Origin of the sequence: Aquimonas voraii, from assembly GCF_900101825.1 — a bacterium.
GTDB lineage: Bacteria > Pseudomonadota > Gammaproteobacteria > Xanthomonadales > Xanthomonadaceae > Aquimonas > Aquimonas voraii.
Genome location: NZ_FNAG01000014.1, coordinates 73,944 through 90,086 on the forward strand (window position 1 = coordinate 73,944; position 16,143 = coordinate 90,086).

The 16,143-nt window shown below is 69.8% G+C and carries 15 protein-coding genes; 5 read left to right on the plus strand and 10 right to left on the minus strand.

Annotated elements, in window-relative coordinates; genetic code table 11:
• Positions 1 to 67: 67 nt before the first annotated feature.
• The 6 genes from glnA to BLP83_RS16020 all read right to left on the minus strand — a co-directional run bounded on the left by glnA (position 68) and on the right by BLP83_RS16020 (position 5,253).
• On the minus strand, positions 68 to 1,477 hold the full coding sequence (gene glnA, locus BLP83_RS15995; RefSeq protein ID WP_091245131.1) for a type I glutamate--ammonia ligase: 1,410 nt from the start codon (positions 1,475 to 1,477) through the stop codon (positions 68 to 70).
• Positions 1,478 to 1,654: 177 nt separating this feature from the next.
• A complete protein-coding gene (gene arsB / locus BLP83_RS16000; protein WP_091245135.1) occupies positions 1,655 to 2,716 on the minus strand; it encodes an ACR3 family arsenite efflux transporter in 1,062 nt (353 codons plus the stop codon).
• Positions 2,713 to 3,123, minus strand: a complete 411-nt coding sequence (locus BLP83_RS16005) for an arsenate reductase ArsC (RefSeq protein WP_091245138.1) — start codon at positions 3,121 to 3,123, stop codon at positions 2,713 to 2,715. Before BLP83_RS16005 ends, arsB begins: the two co-directional genes overlap by 4 nt.
• Positions 3,120 to 3,458, minus strand: a complete 339-nt coding sequence (locus tag BLP83_RS16010) for an ArsR/SmtB family transcription factor (protein ID WP_091245141.1) — start codon at positions 3,456 to 3,458, stop codon at positions 3,120 to 3,122. The genes BLP83_RS16005 and BLP83_RS16010 overlap by 4 nt, the downstream gene beginning before the upstream one ends.
• A 267-nt stretch (positions 3,459 to 3,725) precedes the next feature.
• Positions 3,726 to 3,929, minus strand: a complete 204-nt coding sequence (locus BLP83_RS16015) for a hypothetical protein (RefSeq protein WP_091245145.1) — start codon at positions 3,927 to 3,929, stop codon at positions 3,726 to 3,728.
• A 193-nt stretch (positions 3,930 to 4,122) separates the two neighbouring features.
• A complete protein-coding gene (locus BLP83_RS16020) occupies positions 4,123 to 5,253 on the minus strand; it encodes a response regulator (protein ID WP_091245149.1) in 1,131 nt (376 codons plus the stop codon).
• Positions 5,254 to 5,538: 285 nt separating this feature from the next.
• Here BLP83_RS16020 and BLP83_RS16025 point away from each other — a divergent pair, with 285 nt between their 5' ends.
• The gene (locus tag BLP83_RS16025; protein WP_091245153.1) at positions 5,539 to 6,543 is read left to right on the plus strand and encodes a flagellar motor protein MotA; all 1,005 of its coding nucleotides are present in this window, start codon (positions 5,539 to 5,541) and stop codon (positions 6,541 to 6,543) included.
• A complete protein-coding gene (locus tag BLP83_RS16030) occupies positions 6,540 to 7,649 on the plus strand; it encodes a peptidoglycan -binding protein (RefSeq protein ID WP_091245157.1) in 1,110 nt (369 codons plus the stop codon). The genes BLP83_RS16025 and BLP83_RS16030 overlap by 4 nt, the downstream gene beginning before the upstream one ends.
• Positions 7,650 to 7,832: 183 nt before the next feature.
• Here the strand turns inward: BLP83_RS16030 and BLP83_RS16035 are convergent, their stop codons facing one another.
• Positions 7,833 to 8,615: an SIR2 family NAD-dependent protein deacylase gene (locus BLP83_RS16035; RefSeq protein WP_091245208.1), complete on the minus strand. Its 783-nt coding sequence runs from the start codon at positions 8,613 to 8,615 to the stop codon at positions 7,833 to 7,835.
• A gap of 105 nt (positions 8,616 to 8,720) precedes the next feature.
• On the opposite strand from BLP83_RS16035, the gene BLP83_RS16040 reads away from it, so the two are divergent.
• Positions 8,721 to 10,427, plus strand: a complete 1,707-nt coding sequence (locus tag BLP83_RS16040) for a hypothetical protein (RefSeq protein ID WP_091245161.1) — start codon at positions 8,721 to 8,723, stop codon at positions 10,425 to 10,427.
• 59 nt (positions 10,428 to 10,486) lie between these two features.
• Here the strand turns inward: BLP83_RS16040 and BLP83_RS16045 are convergent, their stop codons facing one another.
• On the minus strand, positions 10,487 to 11,263 hold the full coding sequence (locus BLP83_RS16045; RefSeq protein WP_091245164.1) for an SDR family oxidoreductase: 777 nt from the start codon (positions 11,261 to 11,263) through the stop codon (positions 10,487 to 10,489).
• A gap of 66 nt (positions 11,264 to 11,329) precedes the next feature.
• Here BLP83_RS16045 and BLP83_RS16050 point away from each other — a divergent pair, with 66 nt between their 5' ends.
• Positions 11,330 to 11,677: a hypothetical protein gene (locus BLP83_RS16050; RefSeq protein ID WP_091245167.1), complete on the plus strand. Its 348-nt coding sequence runs from the start codon at positions 11,330 to 11,332 to the stop codon at positions 11,675 to 11,677.
• 22 nt (positions 11,678 to 11,699) lie between these two features.
• On the opposite strand, the gene BLP83_RS16055 is transcribed toward BLP83_RS16050, so the two are convergent.
• Entirely contained in the window at positions 11,700 to 13,025 is a 1,326-nt protein-coding gene (locus BLP83_RS16055; RefSeq protein WP_091245170.1) for a Vgb family protein, read from the minus strand.
• A 201-nt stretch (positions 13,026 to 13,226) separates the two neighbouring features.
• Between BLP83_RS16055 and BLP83_RS16060 the strand changes: the two genes are divergently transcribed.
• Positions 13,227 to 15,311: a winged helix-turn-helix domain-containing protein gene (locus tag BLP83_RS16060; protein WP_176764239.1), complete on the plus strand. Its 2,085-nt coding sequence runs from the start codon at positions 13,227 to 13,229 to the stop codon at positions 15,309 to 15,311.
• A 164-nt stretch (positions 15,312 to 15,475) separates the two neighbouring features.
• Here the strand turns inward: BLP83_RS16060 and BLP83_RS16065 are convergent, their stop codons facing one another.
• Complete coding sequence (locus tag BLP83_RS16065) at positions 15,476 to 15,889, minus strand: DUF4156 domain-containing protein (protein WP_143006726.1); 414 nt, start codon at positions 15,887 to 15,889, stop codon at positions 15,476 to 15,478.
• Positions 15,890 to 16,143: the final 254 nt, after the last annotated feature.

Below are 16,143 nucleotides of genomic sequence, written 5' to 3' on the forward strand. Positions count from 1 at the left end.
AACGGGGCCTGCTTGCGCAGGCCCCGTTGAAGTGCCCCTGGGGAGAGGCGGGTTCCGCTGATGCGGCTTACAGGCTGTAGTACAGCTGGTACTCCAGCGGATGCGTGGCGGCGCGGAACTTGGTGACCTCCTGCATCTTCAGCGCGATGTAGCCGTCGATGAAGTCGTCGCTCATGACGCCGCCGGCCTTGAGGAAGTCGCGATCCTTGTCGAGCGCGTCCAAAGCCTGGTCGAGGCTGTGGCAGACGGTCGGGAAGTTCTTCTCTTCTTCCGGCGGCAGGTCGTAGAGATCCTTGTCGCTGGGCGCGCCCGGGTCGATCTTGTTCAGGATGCCGTCGATGCCGGCCATCATCAGGGCGGTGAAGGTCAGGTAGCCCGAGTTCATCGGGTCCGGGAAGCGCATCTCGATGCGCCGTGCCTTCGGGTTGGTGACGAAGGGGATGCGGCAGCTGGCGGATCGGTTGCTGGCCGAATAGGCCAGCATCACCGGCGCCTCGAAGCCCGGCACCAGGCGCTTGTAGCTGTTGGTGGTGGAGTTCGAGAAGGCATTGATGGCGCGCGCGTGCTTGAAGACGCCGCCGATGTACCACAGAGCCAGCTGCGACAGTCCCGCATAGCCGTCGCCACTGAACAGGTTGCTACCGCCCTTGGCCAGCGACTGGTGCACGTGCATGCCGCTGCCGTTGTCGCCGACGATCGGCTTGGGCATGAAGGTGGCGGTCTTGCCGTTGCGATGGGCGACGTTCTTGACGATGTACTTCAGCATCGTCAGCTCGTCGGCCTTCTTGACCAGGGTGTTGAACTTCGCACCGATCTCGCACTGGCCGGGGCCGGCGACCTCGTGGTGGTGCACCTCGACCTCGATGCCGACCTGCTCCAGCAGACGGCACATTTCGGCGCGGATGTCGTGCAGCGAATCGACCGGCGCCACCGGGAAATAGCCGCCCTTGACGGTCGGGCGGTGGCCGCTGTTGCCACCGTCGTACTTGCGGTTGCTGTTCCAGGGCGCTTCTTCGGAGTCGACCTCGAAGGAGGCGCCGCTCATTTCGTTCTTGTAGCGCACCGAGTCGAAGATGAAGAACTCGGGCTCGGGACCGAAGAAGGCGGTGTCGGCGATGCCGGTCGACTTCAGGTAGGCCTCGGCGCGCTTGGCCACGCCGCGCGGGTCGCGGGTGTAGCCCTGCATGGTCTTCGGATCGAGGATGTCGCAGATGAGGACCAGGGTCGGATCGGCGGTGAAGGGGTCGATGAAGGCTGTGCTCGGATCCGGCAGCAGGACCATGTCGGACTCGTTGATGCCGCGCCAGCCCGGGATGGAGCTGCCGTCGAACATCTTGCCGTCCTCGAACAGGCTGGGTTCGAGCACGCGGGCCGGGAAGGTGACGTGGTGCTGCACGCCGCGGACGTCGGTGAATCGCAGATCGATCCACTCGATCTCGTTGTCCTGGGCCAGCTTCTGAACCTGTTCGAACGACATGAAACGCTCCGCGGGTGGTGGGGACTGCTGCAGGTGCAGCAATCATCGTGCCAGCCGGAGTGCGCGGGCACCTCACTGATTTGGAAGTACATTTCTGAGGATCCGAAGCGCCTCCGCACCCAGCTGGTGCGTCAATACGGAAGCCCCGCACCAGATCAGTGCAATCGCGCCAGCAGCTCAGCCGTGGGCGCTCCGAGGCGCCCGGCGACGGATCCAGGTCACCAGGGACAGCATCACCGGCACCTCGACCAGCACGCCGACGACCGTCGCCAGCGCCGCGCCCGAGCCCAGTCCGAACAGGCTGATCGCCACCGCCACCGCAAGCTCGAAGAAGTTGCTGGTACCGATCAGGGCAGAGGGTCCGGCCACGCAATGGGGCACCTTGAGCCAATGGTTCAAGCCCAGCGCGATCGCAGCGATCAGATAAGCCTGGATCACGATCGGCACCGCCAGCAGCAGGATGACCAGCGGCTGGGCAAGGATCTGCGGCCCCTGAAAGCCGAACAGCAGTACGAGCGTGATCAGCAGGGCGATCATCGAGACCGGCCCGAGCGCAGCCTGCACACGCTCGAAGATGTCAGCGCCGCGCGCGAGCAGAAGGACGCGAAGCGCCTGGGCAATCGCCAGCGGCACCAGGATGTACAGGCCGACCGACAGCAGCAGGGTGGCCCAAGGCACGCTGATCGCCGACACGCCCAAGAGCAAGGCGACGATCGGCGCGAAGGCGAACACCATCACCGCATCGTTGAGTGCGACCTGGCTCAGGGTGAAGTTGGGCTCGCCGTCGACGAGGTTCGACCATACGAACACCATCGCCGTGCAGGGTGCGGCCCCCAGCAGGATCAGCCCGGCCACGTAGCTGTCGAGCTGATCGGCAGGCAGCCAGTCGGCGAACAGGCCGTAGATGAAGAGCGCGCCGAGTGCGGCCATGGTGAAGGGCTTGATCAGCCAGTTCACCGCCAGCGTGACCCCGATCGCCCGCGCCTGCTGGCCGACTTCGCGCATGCGCGCGAAGTCGATCTTCATCAGCATGGGGATGATCATCAGCCAGATCAGCAGGGCCACCGGCAGGTTGACGTGCTCGACTTCCATCGCCGCCAGCGCCACGAAGGCGAACGGAAACAGCTCGCCGAGCCCGATGCCGGCAACGATGCACAGCGCCACCCACAGGGTGAGGTAGCGGCCGAACAGGTCCAGCCCGGGGCGCTGCGCCGCGACTTGCGGGGCGGAGACGCTCATGGGGACACGCCCAGTTCGGCCAGCAGGCGCAGGACACGCGCGGAGATGTCGTCGCGCACGGCCCGGTAGGCCTCATCGTCCATGTGCTTGGGATCAGGCAGGGCCCAATCCTCGCGTCGCTTCGCCGGCACCCAGGGGCAGGAGTCGCCGCAGCCCATGGTGATCACCGCATCGAAATCGATGCCTTCGATCTCATCCAGCGACTTCGAGCCGTGCGCCGACAGGTCGTAGGCGAGCTCGGCCATGAAGCGCACCGCCTTCGGGTTGATCAGCCCCGAGGGTCGGGAGCCCGCGCTGTACGCCTCGACCCGGGCACCGCCGTGGAGACGGGCGAAGGCTTCAGCCATCTGACTGCGGTTGGCGTTCTCGACGCAGACGAACAGGACACGGACGGGTTCGGGGCTCATGGGGCGGGTTCCTGGCAGAGGGGTGGGCACACGCTCGCCGTAGCGCAGGGAGTGCCGGCACAGCAGTTCTCGGTGAGATAGGCGAGCAGCGCGTTCATGCGCTCGAAGTCGGCGACCAGCTGGATGTGTCGGCCGTCGCGGTGGTCCTGCACCAGACCGGCGGCGCGGAGCTGGTTCAGGTGCGAGCTCAGCGTGGGGCCGGGAATGCCCAGCCGGTCTCTCAGTTCCCCCACGCAGAGGCCGGCCGGTCCGGCCTGGACCAGCGCACGGAAGGCGGCGAGGCGATGTTCCTGGCCAAGGGCGCGCAGGCAGTCGAGTGCGATCGGCGTATCCATGATTTTATTTTTCTGGAACTGTCGAAATGATCGCACAAGGAAAGGCCCGCATGTGCGGGCCCCGGTCCTTGCTTCTCTCCTATCCAGCGGAGCGTCCGACAGGCCTCCTGCCCGAACGGCGTCTCTGCGTGCGCGTCCCTGCGCGGGCGGGCCCTCCCTGGCCCCCGGGATCGGCACCGTCCTGGCGCCGATCACCGGAATCCCGGCGGCGCTGCCGCCGGGCGGGCGAGGCCTCCGGCCCCGCCATCTCGGGTGTCTTGCCCTGCGTCAGCGCACGCTGAACGGGCTGCTGCGCAGGCCAGGAACATAGCGGCGGGCCTGAGCGTAGCCGCTGCTGCGGCCATAGCCGACGCCGAAGTCGCGTTCGCGGTAGCGCTCGTGGCCGTCGTCCTGCGCAGGCAGCGGACGCGTCGGCAGGGGGGCCGTGACAGCCGGCGTGCGCGAGGTCGTGCGGGGGTCCAGGCTGTTCATGGTGGTGTCTCCGTGCTGTGGTGTGCTGGTAGACTACAACACCAGAGCAAGAGGGCGATAGGCCGGAAGTTATGCGGACCGCCGTGCGGGGGATCACGGTGGGGGAGCGTTCAGAAACTGGGCGCAAACGGTCGCGCGATGCGCAGCCCGAGACCGGCGTCGGCAAGGAGAGCGCTGGATACCGCCGCTGGGCTCAGCTTTCGGCGATGCGCCGGGCCAGCGCCCGCGCGCGGCGGGCGCGGCTGATCACGCCGGTGACCAGATGTCGCGGCTGGATGGGCTTGGTGAAGAAGTCATCGCCGCCCGCCGCGAGCACATCGAAACGCACGTCCTGCTCGTGGTCGCCGGACAGGAAGACGATGGAAAGGAGCTCGCTGCCGGGCAGAGCGCGGATGCGCGAGGCGATCTCGATGCCGTCGATACCCGGCATGTAGAGGTCTAGCAGCACCACCTCGGGCTGGAACTCGCGCACGGCCTCGACCGCCTGCTCGGGGTCCATGCAAGCCCGGGTCTGCACGTTCTGGCTGCGCAGCACGGCTTCGCAGAACAGGATCTGGCTGCGGTCGTCGTCGACGATCAGCACGCGGAAGGGTTTGGCCTGGCCAGGCTGCACCGCTTCGAGCACGCGCGTCGCCAGCGCCTCGACGCCGTCGGCATGCCGGACGACTTCGTCAGCGCCGGCGCGCAGGGCGAACATGCGCTCGGCCGGGTCGGCGCTGCGGGTCAGCACCAGCAGGGCAAGCCGCCGGTCTTCGCTGCGGTAGGCGTGGCTGAAGGCGCGGGCGCGGCGGGCGTATTCCGGAAGCTCGGTGGCATCGATCAGCACGGCATCCAGTCCGGCTTCGATCGGCTCGGCGATCGCGGCTTCCACGTCGCGCCGGGCTTGCACCTCGATGCCGGTATCGCGCAGACGACGCGACAGGGCCTCGGCAAGCGCATCGTCCTGGCTCACCAGCAGCAGGGTCCGGGCCGGCTGTGCGCTGCTGGCTGCGACCGAGGGCAGCAGGTCCAGATGCACCTCGGGAGCGAGGTCCTCGCACAGGCGGCGCAGGCGCAGGCGCTGGTTGGCATCCGGATGGCGCCCCTCCTCGACGAAGGAGCACAGGTAGGCGGAGAGCGCGATCGCATGCTCGACCACGTCGGAGGCACCGGCCAAGTCGGCCTCGTGGACCAGCTCATCCAGCTGTTCGTGCAGGCCCAGCACCTCGGTGGGCTGCCACTGCCCCATCAGCACGCGGCCAAAACGCTCGACCCACTCGTGCGCATGCGCTTGGGCGGAGGACACCGCGGGGCTGGCATGGGAGGCAGGCAGGGCCGGGGACATGGGCGGGGTCCGTAAGGTCGGGCGTGGCCCGGGACAGCGGTGCCGCCGATTCTAGCAATGCGGAAGGGCTGCACACCCCTACCGGCCATCGCCCCTGCGACGCATCAACCCCGCCGCCCCGTGCCGACATTCCGTCGGGCAGTCAGGAGCGAACGCGTATCCGCGTGCAAGGTTCTTGCCGTGCGGATTCGTCGCACCCCACCGTTCAGCTGCGAGGGAACAAAGCGCCGGCGGCTGCAGTCATGCTTGGCCGCGCCCTCCCCTGCCCCTGCTGGAAATTCCCCCATGAGCCAACCGATCCGCGTCCTCGCCTGGATCCTCGCCGTCCTGGTCCTGCTGGGCGCCGTCGCGGTCGCCCTGGCCTCGCCGCTGGCCGCCGCCTTCGGCGCCACGCCAGTGTTCAACAGCGTCATCCTTGCGGTTTTCGCGGTCGGCCTCGCGGCCAACCTGACCCAGGTGCTGCGCCTGCAGCGTGAAGTGCGCTGGATCGAGGGCTTCAGACGTGCGAACCCTGAGCACCCGCCCGGCGGCCAGCCGGTGCTGCTGGCGCCGATGGCCAAGATGCTCGGCAAGGGGGTCAAGCCGCAGAGTCTGTCGACCGCCTCGACTCGCACCATTCTCGACAGCGTCTACCTGCGCCTTGAGGAGCAGCGCGATCTTTCGCGCTACCTGATCGGTCTGCTGATCTTCCTTGGCCTGCTCGGCACCTTCTGGGGCCTGCTGATCACCATCGGCTCGGTCAGCGAAATCATCGCCGGGCTGTCGGCCGGCACCGACGCTGCGCAGATGTTCGAGCAGCTGAAGTCGCGCCTGCAGGAGCCGCTGGGTGGCATGGCCACCAGCTTCTCGACCTCGCTGTTCGGCCTCGCCGGCTCGCTGGTCTTGGGCCTCACGGACCTGCTCACCGCGCGTGCCGCCAACCGCTTCTACAACGAGGTCGAGGAGTGGCTCTCGGGCCTGACCCGGCTGTCATCCGGCGGCATCGGCAGCGGCGAGGGCGAGACCAGCGTGCCGGCCTATGTGCAGGCCCTGCTGGAGCAGACCGCCGACGGCCTGGAGCGCATGCAGCGCGCGATGCTCGAAGGCGAGCGCGAGCGCCGCGGTGCCGCCGAGCAGATGGCCGAGCTTTCGACCCAGCTGGCGCGGCTCGCCGAGACTCAGGTCGAGCTGCGCGGCGCGCTGAAAGCGCTCGGCCAGGGCAATGCCCTCAGCGAGGACCTGCGCTCTGAGTTCCGCCTGCTCGGCCGCACCATCGCGGCCGCCAGCGAAGCGCGCCGGGGCGCGCCGTGAGCACGCTCGCCGCGCGCCGCCGCCGCGGCGTCGATTTCTGGCCCGGCTTCGTCGACGCGCTGTCGGCCCTGCTGATGGTGCTGGTGTTCCTGCTGCTGGTCTTCGCCGTCGGCCAGTTCGCGCTATCGGACGCGCTGTCCGGCCGTGACCGCGCGCTGGATGCGCTGAACCGCGAGCTCGCGGCGCTCGCCGAGGCGCTGTCGATGGAGCGCAGCGCCAAGGAACAGGCCCTGACCGAGGTCGGCGATCTCACCGCCAGCCTTTCCTCGAGCGAGCGCGCCGTGGCACAACTGCAGATCAACCTGGACAGCACCCGCACCCAGCTCACCGACAGCGAGTCCGAGCGCGCGCGCCTCACCGCCGACGTCAACGCACTCGCCGAGCTGAAGCGCCAGCTTGAGGCGGAGCTGGCCTCGCGCCTGGCCGAGCTCGATGAGAACAAGGAAAAGCTGGTCGTACAGACCGAGCTGTCGGCCAAGGCCGCTGCCCAAGCCGAGCTGCTCAACCGGCAGCTCCTGGCACTGCGCGAGCAGCTGGCGCGGGTCGAAGCCGCGCTGGCCGCGGCGGAAGGCGAAGGCCGGCAGAAGGATCTGCAGATCGAAGAGCTGGGCGCGCGTTTGAATCTGGCGCTGGCCGACCGCGTCAACGAACTGACCCGCTTCCGCTCGGAGTTCTTCGGCAAGCTGCGCGCCGCACTGGGCAACCGCGCCGATATCCAGGTGGTCGGCGACCGCTTCGTGGTGCCCTCGGAGCTGCTCTTCCCCAGCGCCTCGGACGAGCTCAACCCGGCCGGCATCGAACAGCTGCAGCGCCTCGCCAGCACGCTCAAGGAAGTCACCGCGCAGATCCCCGCCGACGTCGACTGGGTGCTGCGCATCGACGGCCACACCGACCGTCGCCCGATCAGCACCGGCCGCTTCCCCTCCAACTGGGAGCTGTCCTCGGCGCGCGCCATCGCCATCGTCAAATTCCTCACCCAGGCCGGCATCCCGCCACGGCGGCTGGCCGCCAACGGCTTCGGCGAGCACCACCCGCTCGATCCCGGTGCCAGCGAGGAAGCCCTGGCGCGCAACCGCCGCATCGAAATCCAGTTGACCAACCGCTGAGGCTCACGCCGCGTACGGCACCGGCAGGCAGCCGCGGCCGTACGCCAGGCGATGGCCGCGCGAACACTGCAGTGGCGGATCGATCCCATCCGCTTCCATAGGCCGGGCCCTGGCCCACCATGGACTCGCAAGACACGACGGGCTCGAACGCCCCGCGCTGCGATCCGGATCGGAGCCACGCTCTCACTCCAGGCGCAGGACCTCGATCAAGCGCGGCAGTGCATGACCCGCGCTGGCCCGCCACAGGCCATCCATGCGCGGGCTGAGCGCCGAAGGCTCCGGGTTGATTTCGTAGCGCGGGCAGGTCTCGGGCGCGATGTCCGGTAGGCCGGCGGCGGGATGCACAAGGCCCGAGGTGCCGATCACCAGTACCAGATCGGCCAGGCGCGCGGCGCGGCCGGCAGCAGTGAACTCGTCGACCGGCAGCGACTCGCCGAACCAGACCACGCCTGGCCGCAGCGGCCCGCCGCAGGCGACACAGCGAGGCGGGGCGACGCGCAGCTCGGGCGCCTCGGCCCAGGCCGGGTCAATGGCGATCGCTTGTTCGGCGTCGCAGTCACGGCAGCGGGTGGCGGCGATGCGCCCATGCAGGTGCAGTACGTCGGTGCTGCCCGCGCGCTCGTGCAGGTCGTCAACGTTCTGCGTGGCCAGCACGAGTCCGGGGCTGAGCTCGGCGAGCGCGGCCAGCGCGCGATGGCCGGCATGCGGCTGGGCCTGCGCGATCTTGGCCATGCGCCAGCGGTACCAGGCCCAGACGAGGGGTGGATCCTCGTCGAAGGCGAAGGGCGTGGCCAGTCGCATGGGATCGAAGCGCGACCACAGGCTGTCCTCGCCGCCGCGGAAGGTGGCGATGCCGCTTTCCGCGGACATGCCGGCGCCGGTCAGCAGCAGCGGGCGCTCGGCGGCACGCAGGGCGTCCAACAGTCCATCGGGGATGGCTTGCGCGGAAGGATCGATGTCACGCATGGCGGTGTCGCGGGTCTGGCGCTGGCCGCACAGCCTCGAACGCAGGCTGGGCGAATTGCAAGGCTTGCTACCATCCACGCTTCTTACACTCCAGGGACTTCCGCCATGAAGCTGCGTATCGCCGTCCTGCCTGCCGCTCTCGCCGCCCTGTTGCTCGCCGCCTGCGGCAAGGACGAGGGTCCGCTGCCGCCGCTGGCCTACGTGCCTGCGGACACGCCCTATGTGATGGGCGCGATCGAGCCGATTCCGCGCGCGGTCGCCGACGAATGGCTGGCCCTGAGCAGCCGCCTGCTGCCGATGTACCGCGACCTGCTGGACCAGTCCATCACCGAACTTGAAGCCAAGCCGGCCGAGGAAGCGCCCGGCCTGCCGCTGCTGCGTGGCCTCCGCGCCGAACTCGAAGGCAAGGCTGACCTCGCCCAGCTGGTCGAGGCCTGGGGCCTGACGCTGACCCCGCTGAGCGCGGTCTATGGCATCGATCTGGTGCCGGTGCTGCGCATCGAGCTGGCCGACGCCGCGCGCTTCGCCGAGGGCATCGCCCGCATGGAGGCCGCCGCCGGCGCCGCGCTGACCCGCGGCACGGTCGACGAGCTGTCGTACTGGAGCTTCCAGCCGGACGAGGCCCCGCTGCGTCTGGTGTTCGCGACACAGGGCAATCAGCTGGTCGCCACGCTGGCGCCGGCCACCGCCGATGACGCCCTGCTGCGCCGTCTGCTGGGCCTCGAACTGCCCGAAGACAACCTGCTGGACGCCGGCATCCTCGCCGACTTGAACAAGCGCCTCGGTTACGTCGCCTATGGCTCCGGCTACCTCGACCATGCGCGCCTGTTCGAACTGTTGGCGAAGCCGATGACCGGCAGCCAGGGGGCCTTCCTGAAGGCGCTCAAGATCACTCCGCCCGACGCGGCCTCCGAGGCCTGCATGAGCGAGGGTCGCGCGCTGACCGCGCAGTGGCCGCGCACCGCGGTCGGCTACACCCGCTTCGACGCCGGCGGCTACCGCATGCGCGCGCTGATCGAAGCGCCAAAGCCGGTGATGGACGACCTGCGCACGGTGCTGGCGCCCACGCCCGGCCTGGCCGAAGCCGCCAGCGCGCTGATGAGCTTCTCGTTCGCGCTGAAGGCCGACGCCCTGCCGCCCTTGGCCAGCAAGTGGGCCAACGCCGTGCGCAGCGCGCCCTGGACCTGCGAGGCCCTGCAGCCGCTCAACGAGAGCTTCAGCGAGCTTGGCGACGCCATGCAGAACCCCGCGATCTACGCCGTCGGCCCCAGCGCCAACGCCCTGCATGTGCTGCTCAGCAAGTTCGAACTGCCCGCGGGCGGGTTCGCCTCCGGCGAGACGCCCACCTTCGAGGGCAAGCTGCTGATCGGTTCGCCCAATCCGCAGGGCCTGGTGGCCATGGCGCGCAACTTCGTGCCGCAGCTGGCCGAGTTCCGACTGGAAACCGATGCCGAGCCGGTTGCCATGCCGACCCTGCCGGATGCGCCGGTCGAACTGCAGCTGTTCGGTGCTGCCAGCGCACAGGCACTTGGCATCGCGATCGGCGAATCCCAGCGCGACAGCCTGCGCGCCTCGCTGGCCGTGGACGCCACCGGCCCGCAGCCGCTGTTCCAGTTCAGTTACCAGGGCAAGTTCTACGGCGGGATCATGCGCAGCGTGATGGAGGAAGCCGCCAAGGCCGACCCCAACGCGCCCGACATGAGCCCGATGTTCAAGATCTACGAGGACATGATCGAGCGCGCCGACGCGCAGATGCTGTTCAGCGCCGACGGCATCGAGTTCACCGCCGAGTACGTGGTGCCGAAGCGCTGAGTGTGGGCGCTCGCATCGGCGCGCTGCGATCCGTCAATCGCTGCGCGCCGATGCAAGGCTCAGAAACCGTACTCGCTGAAGCCGCCGTCCACCGCCAGACACTGGCCGGTGATGTAGCTCGCCGCTGGCAGGCAGAGGAAGGCCACTGCAGCCGCGACCTCCTCGGGCTCGCCCACCCGCCGCATCGGCGTGCGTTCGATCACTTCATCGAGATAGTCCGGGTCGGCCAGCTTTGGCGAGGTGCGGCGCGTGCGGATGTACCAGGGCGCGACCGTGTTGACGCGGATACCGTCCTCGGCCCACTCGCAGGCGAGATTGCGCGAGAGCTGGTGCAGGCCGGCCTTGCTCATGCCGTAGGGCGCGCCGGTACGCACATGGTTCAGGCCCGACACCGAGCCGATGTTGACGATGCTCGACTGCGCATGCTGACGCAGCAGCGGATAGGCCAGCCGGCACAGCTCGAAGGGTGCGGCCAGGTTCAGTTCGACGATCGCCCGCCACTGCGCGTCCTCGTAGTCCACCGCCGCACGGCTCTCGTTGGTGCCGGCGTTGTTGACCAGGATCGACAGCGCCTCGCCGCGGTCCTCGATCCAGTCGAACAGGGCAATGCGCTCCTCCGGTTGGGCAAGATCGGCGGCGAAGGTCGAGCACGACAGCCCCACGATGTCTTCTTCCAGCTCGGCCTGCACGGCCGCCAGGCGCTCGCCCTCGCGGGCTACCAGCAACAGGCGCGCACCCAGCGCGCCCAGCTCGCGCGCGCAGGCCAGGCCAATGCCCCAGCTGGCCCCGGTGATCAGGGCCACCTGGCCATCCAGACGCCAGCGCGATGCACTCATGCCACGACCTCGATGCAGGGAATCCGGCGGGCATAATCGCAGGCCGACTCCGCCGCGAGAACCCGCATGCGCGCCGCCCCCATCCTGATCGCCACCAGTCTGATCGCGCTGCTGCTCGGCGCCTGCGCCGAGGGGCCCGCACCGGCCAGCGACTGCAGTCCGCAGGCGCAGTGGCGTGCCGGCCTGGAGCGTCGCCTGCCCGACCCGGTCTGCAGCGAAGACGCCGCCAAGGAAGCCCATCTGCTTGGTACCGAACTGGCCGGCCTGCGCGCGGAGTTCGATGAACTCGCCGAGCAGTTGCGAACCACCACCGGCGAATCCGCCGGCGCCCTGCAGCGTCGCCAGCGCCAGCTGCAGATCGACATCGAGGCGATCGAATCGGAAGCGCGCATCCAGGGCTGGATCACGCGCTGAACGCGCGGGTCCGGCCGCGACCTCAGGGTTCGATCGGACGATGGGTGAAGAACGCCACCGATACCGGACCCAGCGTGGAAACGTCGATGAACAGCCCTTCGCCCGAACGCTCGGCGCCGCCGTACCAGACGCCCGCCATCCAGCGTGCGTCCGGCATCGCTGCCACGCCCAGGCGTTCGCACTCTTCCGCCGCGGCATTCGGCAGCAGGCGCTGGATCAGATAGCCGCCGCTGCCAAAGCCCGCACCCTCGCCGGCATCGCTGTCCCAGCGCAGTTCGCCGCTGGCGCAGCCGTTGAACTCGATCGAGAGCTGACCCCAAGGTCTGCGCTGGATGTCCCCCGGGTTGAAGTCCGCCCCAAAGGCCGCGCCGGTCGCACTCTGCATGGCCTCGACCCGCAGGCGCTGGCCCTCGACCTCGCCGGCCCCCACCACCCAGTACTGCGAGCCGATCTGCGCCGTATCGAGGGTCCGGGCGGCTGGCAGCACGGCCACGAAGGTGGCACCGCGCAAGCCGCCGGCGCCTGAGCTGACCAGCTCGCCGATCACCTCGCCGCTCGCGGCGTCGATCTTGATCACGCGGTTCTCGCTGGAACTCGCGACCAGCAGCGTGCTGGCGTCGAGACGGTCGATGCCGGTCGGCCTGAATCCGGGCGCGAGTTCGGTGAACACGCGTTCGAAGCCGCCATCGGCGCGGAAGCGCAGCACCTTGCCGGTGGCCTCGCTGGTGACCAGCACGCTGCCGTCAGCCTGGAACAGCAGGCCGCGCGTCCAGTTGAGGCCGCCGCTGCCGGCGGCAATGAAGCCCGAGGTCTGTCCGGTCGACGGATCGAAGCGCACCACGTTGGCGCTGTCGAAGCCGGGGATGTACAGCCTGCCGTCCGGCCCGAAGCGCAGGCCGTTGTCGGCGCCGGCCAATCCCGCGCTGCGCGCGGCCACGACCACCGACGCGTTGGCGCCGGGCGACTCAAAGCGCAGGACATCCGAGCTGGTGTAGCGGCCGACATAGGCTCGACCCTGGGCATCGAAGTCGATGCCGGTGATGCCCGAGCCCGGCGTGCTGACGTACGCGGTATCTACGTAGGCCAGGGTGTCTTCGCGGTAGCGCTCGACCACGCCGCGCCCCTCGGCGATGACATACAGATGCCCCTGGTGACGGCGGATGGCCTGCGCACCATTGAGCCGGGACCGCGCATCGAGGTTGCCCAGCGAGGCACCGGTGCAGCCGTCGTAGACGTGCACGGTCGAGTAGTAGCCACTCACCAGGACGCGCGGGCAGGCCTCGGCCGCGGCGGTGAGCGTGGGCAGCAGGGCGGCGAGTGCGGCAAGCGGCGATAGCCAGCGGATCATGGGGGAGCTCCGTTCGTGTGGAGTCGTCAGGCTGCCCGCGGCCGTCGCCGAAACCCTGCGTTTTGCCGCCCTGAAACCTCTCTTTTTTCTCTCTTCGCAGCGCCAGCGTGCCGGCCCGGCCGCGGGCGGGGCATGGCTGCGGCATGCTGCACCTCCGCCCTGGCCTCGGGTCGCACGGCCTCGCCTGCTACCGTTCGCACCATGTCCGAACTCCACGCCGCCGCCGATGCTGATCTGCAGATCGGCGACTGGCGGCTGACCCCCGCCACCCATCGCCTGAGCCGCGACGGCGACGAGAAGCGCTTGACCCGGCTGCAGGTCCAGCTGCTGCTCGCGCTGGCCGAACGCCCCGGGCAGAGCTGGAGCCGGCAGGCGCTGATCGAGCGGGTATGGCCGCGACGCATGGTGGCCGACGAAGTGCTCTCGCGCGCCATCGCGCAACTCCGGCTGCTGCTGGCGGACGACGCACGCCAGCCCCGGTATATCGAAACCCTGCATGGCACCGGCTACCGGCTGCTGGCCGCGGTCGGGCCGGTCCCCGTCGAAGCACTCCCCGCTGCGGGTCCACCGGCGCCGGCCATGCCGGCAACCGCCGCGATGGGGCGGCGGCGTCACGCCGCGGTGCTGGGGCTGCTGGCCGCGACCATCGGCGTACTTGGAATCGGCCTGCTGGCGCTCGGCGCGCTGCAGCGCGACCCGAGTCCCGCGCGGGGCGCCGCGGACGTGACCCAGCGCATCGCCGCCGCGCAGAGCTTCATGAGCGCGGCGGGTGTGCTGCGTCAGCCGCGATTCTCAGCGGACGCGCGGCAAGTGCTGTGGATCGACACCGCCAGCGGGCGCATCGAAGTCGCCGAGCGCTCCGGCCGACGCCTGCACAGCCTGTCGTTCGGTGCCGCCCAAGCCGGCAGCGCGGCCTTCGCGGCAGACGGGCAGTCGGTCTATGCCCTGCTGCAGACGCCACAGGGCTGCAGCCTCGTCGAAGTGCTGCTGTCGGCGCCGACCTCAGCCCGCACGCTTTCCGCCTGTCGGCAGGCCGGCCTGGGCGTGGCCGTGGACGCCGATGGCAGCCTGCTCTTCACCGGACCGCAGGGCGGGCTGCAGCGCCATCCGCGCAATGGGCGCGCGGAGCAGACCCTGACGCACCCGGACTGCGCGGGCTGCGTCGACAGCCAGCCGCGTCTCGCCGAGGGTCGGCTCGCCTTCCTGCGAGGGCGCCCGGAGGCCCAGGCGATCTGGCTGCAGCAGGCCGCGGGGCCCGCGCAGCAGCTCGCCGGTGGCGACGATCGAGTCACCGACCTGGCGTTCGCGGGCGCGCTCGCCAAGGGCTCGAACGCCCTGCTGGTGGCCAGCAATGCCTGGGGCAGTCCGGGTCTTCTGCAGATCGATCCGATCGACGGCGCGCTTCGATGGCTCGGCGCTCGCGGCGCCTATGGTGTCGATGTCGCGGCCGACGGCAGCCTGCTGCTGGAACTGCGTCAGGTGCAATCGCCGCTCTGGCTGCAGCGCGCCGACGCAGCGCCGCAGCGCCTCACCCAATCGCTCCGCGACGACAGCCAGCCCGCGCTCAGCCCAGACGGCCGGCGCGTCGCCTTCGTCAGCAACCGCAGCGGCAACGGCGGCATCTGGCTGCTGGACCTGGACAGCGGCAGCGAAACCCTGTTGGCACTGCCCGCCGCGCGCGCCTGGACGCGACCGGCCTGGAGCGGTGACGGCCAGCGCCTGTGGCTGAGCCGATACGCGGACGCGGGCGTGCAGGCCGTGCAGATCGACGCGGCAACCGCGCGCCTGCTGCCGACGCCAGAGCCGCTGGCGGCGCGGGCGGCCGAACGGGTCTTCGAGCGCGGCCCCGGCGACTACCTGGTGCAGGTGCTGGAGGGTGAACAGCGCCTGCTGCGCTGGCAGCTCGGTGCGCAGGGCGGGGCCATTGCCGCAAGCCGCGGCGTCGGCGCCTGGGCCAGCGACGGCGAGTGGCTGGTCTTCCAGACCGCAGGGGCGCGCGGCCTGTGGCGCTGGCGCTGGAGCGACCCCGAAGCCCCTGCGCAGCCTGTGCCCGTCGCCAGCGAGGGCGGCTGGACCGTGCATCGGGGCCGCCTGTGGTGGTTCAGCGATGCGCCGCAAGGCCGCCTGCAGCACCGGGATCTGGCCACCGGCGCAACCCGGGTGTGGTCGGAACACTTCGGCGCCGCACCGCGCGAACTGCAGGTGCTGGATGACGGCGCCGCCGTGCTGTTCTCGCGGGTGCTGCGGATCGACAGCGAACTGATGCTCTACACGCCCGCAGACTGAACATCCCGCAGGCGGTCGTCACCTTGTGCAGCGCGGCCAGCGGCGTCGCAGTGGCCGCCCATCGAACGGCGAGCGCGCCGCGACAGCCACTGCGACCGCCCGGCACCCTCGGCAGGCGTCGGCCGCGAGCGCGAGGCCGTGCCGCCTGCGGCGGCCATGCGGCTTCAGTCTTCCAGCGGAATCACTTCGACTTCTTCAAAGCTCGAGGGCCGCGACTCGGCGGGCTGCGCCTGCGCACGCGGTGGCGTGCCGCCCCCGCAGCGCCAGGTGCCAAAGCGCTGCTCCCCGTTCAAGGGCTCGGACAAGGGCTTCAGGGTATCGCCCTGGCCACCGGCGGCCTGATTGCGCGCCAGCGTTTCCAGCTCGTCGCGCACCTTGATCGCGTTGCGATCCACAAACGCCACCCGATCGCGCACGCTGACCGTGATCTCGCTCAGCATGGTGCCGCAGCGGCTCATGTCCGCCCCTGCATCCACCACCCGGATCTGCTTGGCCTCAGGCTCGATCTTGACCCAGGTGCAGGCCGGCAGCAGGACGACCAGGCTGGTGACGAATGCGACGCGGACGGCACGGGACATGGAGAACTCCGGGGATCACTGGGCGCCGCGGAGTCTAGCAAGGCCCACCCCGGGCACCGCGCAGCACCCCACGGCGCCGTTCAGCAACGCGCTGGCGCCGGGCGAGGATCGGCGCGCGCTCAGCTGCGGCGAAACGCCGAACCTCGCGGACATCGAAGTCCGCCGAATGGCGGGCTTTGCTGTTGTGGGTGGCTCGACCTCAGCCGTCTGGGCCTATCTGCCGGGTCCTGGCCAGCCCTGCATTTGACTTCCGG

Excerpts from the sequence above, each read along its gene's own strand:
- BLP83_RS16045 (WP_091245164.1), bottom strand. The coding sequence starts at position 11,263 with ATGAGTGCATCGCGCTGGCGTCTGGATGGCCAGGTGGCCCTGATCACC.
- arsB (WP_091245135.1), bottom strand. The coding sequence starts at position 2,716 with ATGAGCGTCTCCGCCCCGCAAGTCGCGGCGCAGCGCCCCGGGCTGGAC.
- BLP83_RS16040 (WP_091245161.1), top strand. The coding sequence starts at position 8,721 with ATGAAGCTGCGTATCGCCGTCCTGCCTGCCGCTCTCGCCGCCCTGTTG.
- BLP83_RS16055 (WP_091245170.1), bottom strand. The coding sequence starts at position 13,025 with ATGATCCGCTGGCTATCGCCGCTTGCCGCACTCGCCGCCCTGCTGCCC.
- glnA (WP_091245131.1), bottom strand. The coding sequence starts at position 1,477 with ATGTCGTTCGAACAGGTTCAGAAGCTGGCCCAGGACAACGAGATCGAG.
- BLP83_RS16020 (WP_091245149.1), bottom strand. The coding sequence starts at position 5,253 with ATGTCCCCGGCCCTGCCTGCCTCCCATGCCAGCCCCGCGGTGTCCTCC.
- BLP83_RS16060 (WP_176764239.1), top strand. The coding sequence starts at position 13,227 with ATGTCCGAACTCCACGCCGCCGCCGATGCTGATCTGCAGATCGGCGAC.
- BLP83_RS16065 (WP_143006726.1), bottom strand. The coding sequence starts at position 15,889 with ATGTCCCGTGCCGTCCGCGTCGCATTCGTCACCAGCCTGGTCGTCCTG.
- BLP83_RS16025 (WP_091245153.1), top strand. The coding sequence starts at position 5,539 with ATGAGCCAACCGATCCGCGTCCTCGCCTGGATCCTCGCCGTCCTGGTC.
- BLP83_RS16005 (WP_091245138.1), bottom strand. The coding sequence starts at position 3,123 with ATGAGCCCCGAACCCGTCCGTGTCCTGTTCGTCTGCGTCGAGAACGCC.
- BLP83_RS16015 (WP_091245145.1), bottom strand. The coding sequence starts at position 3,929 with ATGAACAGCCTGGACCCCCGCACGACCTCGCGCACGCCGGCTGTCACG.
- BLP83_RS16050 (WP_091245167.1), top strand. The coding sequence starts at position 11,330 with ATGCGCGCCGCCCCCATCCTGATCGCCACCAGTCTGATCGCGCTGCTG.
- BLP83_RS16010 (WP_091245141.1), bottom strand. The coding sequence starts at position 3,458 with ATGGATACGCCGATCGCACTCGACTGCCTGCGCGCCCTTGGCCAGGAA.
- BLP83_RS16035 (WP_091245208.1), bottom strand. The coding sequence starts at position 8,615 with ATGCGTGACATCGATCCTTCCGCGCAAGCCATCCCCGATGGACTGTTG.